Below are 2,685 nucleotides of genomic sequence, written 5' to 3' on the forward strand. Positions count from 1 at the left end.
GAGCCGCGGTTGAACGCGATCACCGGTGTGCCGCACGCCATCGACTCGATCATCACGAGGCCGAACGGCTCCGACCAGTCGATCGGGAACAGCAGCGCCTTCGCGCCCGACAGAAACTCCGGCTTCTGCGCCTCGTTGATCTCGCCGACGAATTCCACATGCGCCATCGACAGCAGCGGCTCGATCTCGCGCTTGAAGTACTCCATGTCGACCTTGTCCACCTTGGCGGCGATCTTCAGCGGCAGACCGCTTTGCGCGGCGATCTTGATGGCTGTATCGACGCGCTTTTCCGGGCAGATGCGGCCGAGGAACGCGAGATATTCGGGCTTCTTGTGGGGCTGCGGCGTGAGCAACTGCTCCGGCAACCCGTGATAGATCGTGCTGAGCCAGTTCGCCTGCGGCAGCGGAATGCGCTGCGAATCCGAGATCGACACGACCGGTACATGCGAGAACGTGTCGAACACGGGCTGCAGCTCCGGCAGATCGAGGCGGCCGTGCAGCGTCGTCACGAACGGTGTGTCCATCGTCGTGAAGAGCGGGAACGGCATGTAGTCGAGATGAAAATGCAGCACGTCGAACTCGTGCGCGACCTTGCGCACCTTTTCCATCATCAGGATGTGTGGTGCAAATGCATCGCGAATCGTCGGATCGAGGCGCAGCGCGCGCGGCCAGCACGCTTCCAGATTCGCCGAGGTGACCGAGTCGCCGCTCGCGAATAGCGTAACGTCGTGGCCGAGGTCGATCAGCGCCTCGGTCAGATACGACACGACACGCTCGGTGCCGCCATAGAGTTTCGGGGGGACAGCTTCGTACAGCGGCGCAATTTGTGCGATTCGCATGCGGGTTCTCCTGTTCACTGGGGCTTCGCACGGCGGCGCGCGAGTAGCGCGTGGAGCGAGATGCCTAACGGACGGTTGGGCGCGGTAAGCCGCCGCCCGGGGGTGCTCCGACTTGGATCGGGTAATCCCTTAGCGTCCATTATCGGGATCGACGACGCCAATTCGAGTGATTTTTCAAACGCTTAATGTTGTTACAGCGCGAAACACGCGCCGTTACAGCTCATACCACGCCGGCATCCCAATAAACGGGAGGTGAAAATCCGCAGACTTAAACAAACGCTCAACAGGCATCCCGCTTCAGCAAGCGGCGGGCCCGGGACTCAAAAATGGCAAACCGGCTTGAAAACAGCCGCGTTGTGAAAAATGCGAAAGCTCTTATAATTGTTACCCACTATTTCAGGATGCGGCAAAAAATGCCGACAGTCCCACCGATCGGGAAAGTAAATAGCGCGAGAAACCGCCAAAGGGCACAGGCAGTTCTCCAGCGGCATCGTTTTCATTCGATCTGGTGCATCTCGGCGCGCGCGATCTGTAGGAATAATTCCTACACAAATGACGGATTTATCCGTCGGGACGCCGGGGTGTCTCTCCGATTTTCGGCAGCCCCCCCTTTAGACACAATGCTCTAAGACCAGAGACGAGCAACGCGCTCCGCTTGATACTGCGCGTTTCGCAAACGTTTCCGCAAAAACGGCCTGACCAGCCGCGCATATGTACGGGGGAAATCATGAGCACGAGCGATATGCTCAATGAGATCAGAGAAGTTAACCTGTCCTATCTGCTGCTCGCACAGCGTCTGCTGCGCGAAGACAAGCCGATGGGCATGTTTCGCATGGGTATTTCGGACCAACTGGCCGATGTGCTCGCCAATCTGTCATTGGCGCAGACCGTCAAGCTGGCGGCGTCCAACCAGATGCTCTGCCGCTTCCGTTTCGACGATCACGCGGTGCTGTCCGCTCTCGCGGACAAGGACAAGCAAAGCGCAGTCGCACAGGCGCATTCGGCGATTCTGATGGCGGGCCAGCCGGTCGAGCAGATCGGCTGATGGCGGGTAAGAGCGTCATACTCGAAGCCAAAAGCATCACTCTCGCGATCGAGCTGATCGGACTGGGCGCGCGCCTGCAGTTGCTGGAGGCGGAAACCTGTCTGTCCCGCGACCGGCTCATCAAGCTGTACAAGGAACTGAAAGGGGTGTCGCCGCCCAAGGGCATGCTGCCGTTTTCGACCGACTGGTTCATGACCTGGCAGCCGAACTTTCATTCGTCGCTGTTCTACAACATCTACCGCTTCATTGCCGGCCACGGCGGCTGCCGCACGATCGACGCGATCGTAAAGAGTTACCGGCTTTATCTGGAGCACGTTCAGCTGCACGACGACGAACCGGTGCTCAGCCTCACGCGCGCGTGGACCCTCGTGCGTTTCTTCGATTCCGGCCTGTTGCAAACGAGCGCGTGCCGCCGCTGTGGCGGGCACTTCGTCGCGCACGCGCACGATCCGCAGCATGGGTTCGTCTGCGGGCTATGCCAGCCGCCGTCGCGCGCGGGCAAGACGAGGCGGGCGGCGCAGGCGCAGCCTGCGGGCGGAGCCGCCGATCGCGCCCCTCTCGCCGTCGCCTGACTCTGAGCGCCACAGCCGCGACGGGCGGCAAATCCCTCTGGTTTACACCGGAGTCACGGGCGGCGTTTCCCCCCAAAGTTTTTCGCGCCGTTGCCGTAAACCAGATTAACGACGGTTAACGTCGCTTTTTATGAGGGCTCGGCAGTGCTGATATTCGTGGGAACACTCGTGACGATATTGTCCGTTTTCGGCGGTTACGCGCTCGAAGGCGGTCATCTCGGCGCGCTGA

At 60.4% G+C, this 2,685-nt stretch carries 3 protein-coding genes; 2 read left to right on the forward strand and 1 reads right to left on the reverse strand.

Annotated features, from left to right (window positions below; genetic code table 11):
- Positions 1 to 839 (reverse strand): glycosyltransferase family 4 protein (locus VL598_RS04955; protein WP_325325581.1); only part of this gene is annotated, 839 nt, incomplete at its 3' end.
- Between the two features lie 724 nt (positions 840 to 1,563).
- On the opposite strand from VL598_RS04955, the gene flhD reads away from it, so the two are divergent.
- Both flhD and flhC read left to right on the forward strand, forming a co-directional pair.
- Complete coding sequence (flhD, locus tag VL598_RS04960) at positions 1,564 to 1,884, forward strand: flagellar transcriptional regulator FlhD (RefSeq protein ID WP_325325583.1); 321 nt, start codon at positions 1,564 to 1,566, stop codon at positions 1,882 to 1,884.
- A complete protein-coding gene (flhC, locus tag VL598_RS04965; protein WP_325325582.1) occupies positions 1,884 to 2,456 on the forward strand; it encodes a flagellar transcriptional regulator FlhC in 573 nt (190 codons plus the stop codon). Before flhD ends, flhC begins: the two co-directional genes overlap by 1 nt.
- Positions 2,457 to 2,685: the final 229 nt, after the last annotated feature.

Source organism: Trinickia sp., assembly GCF_035492435.1.
Taxonomy (GTDB): domain Bacteria; phylum Pseudomonadota; class Gammaproteobacteria; order Burkholderiales; family Burkholderiaceae; genus Trinickia.

Excerpts from the sequence above, each read along its gene's own strand:
- flhC (WP_325325582.1), top strand. The coding sequence starts at position 1,884 with ATGGCGGGTAAGAGCGTCATACTCGAAGCCAAAAGCATCACTCTCGCG.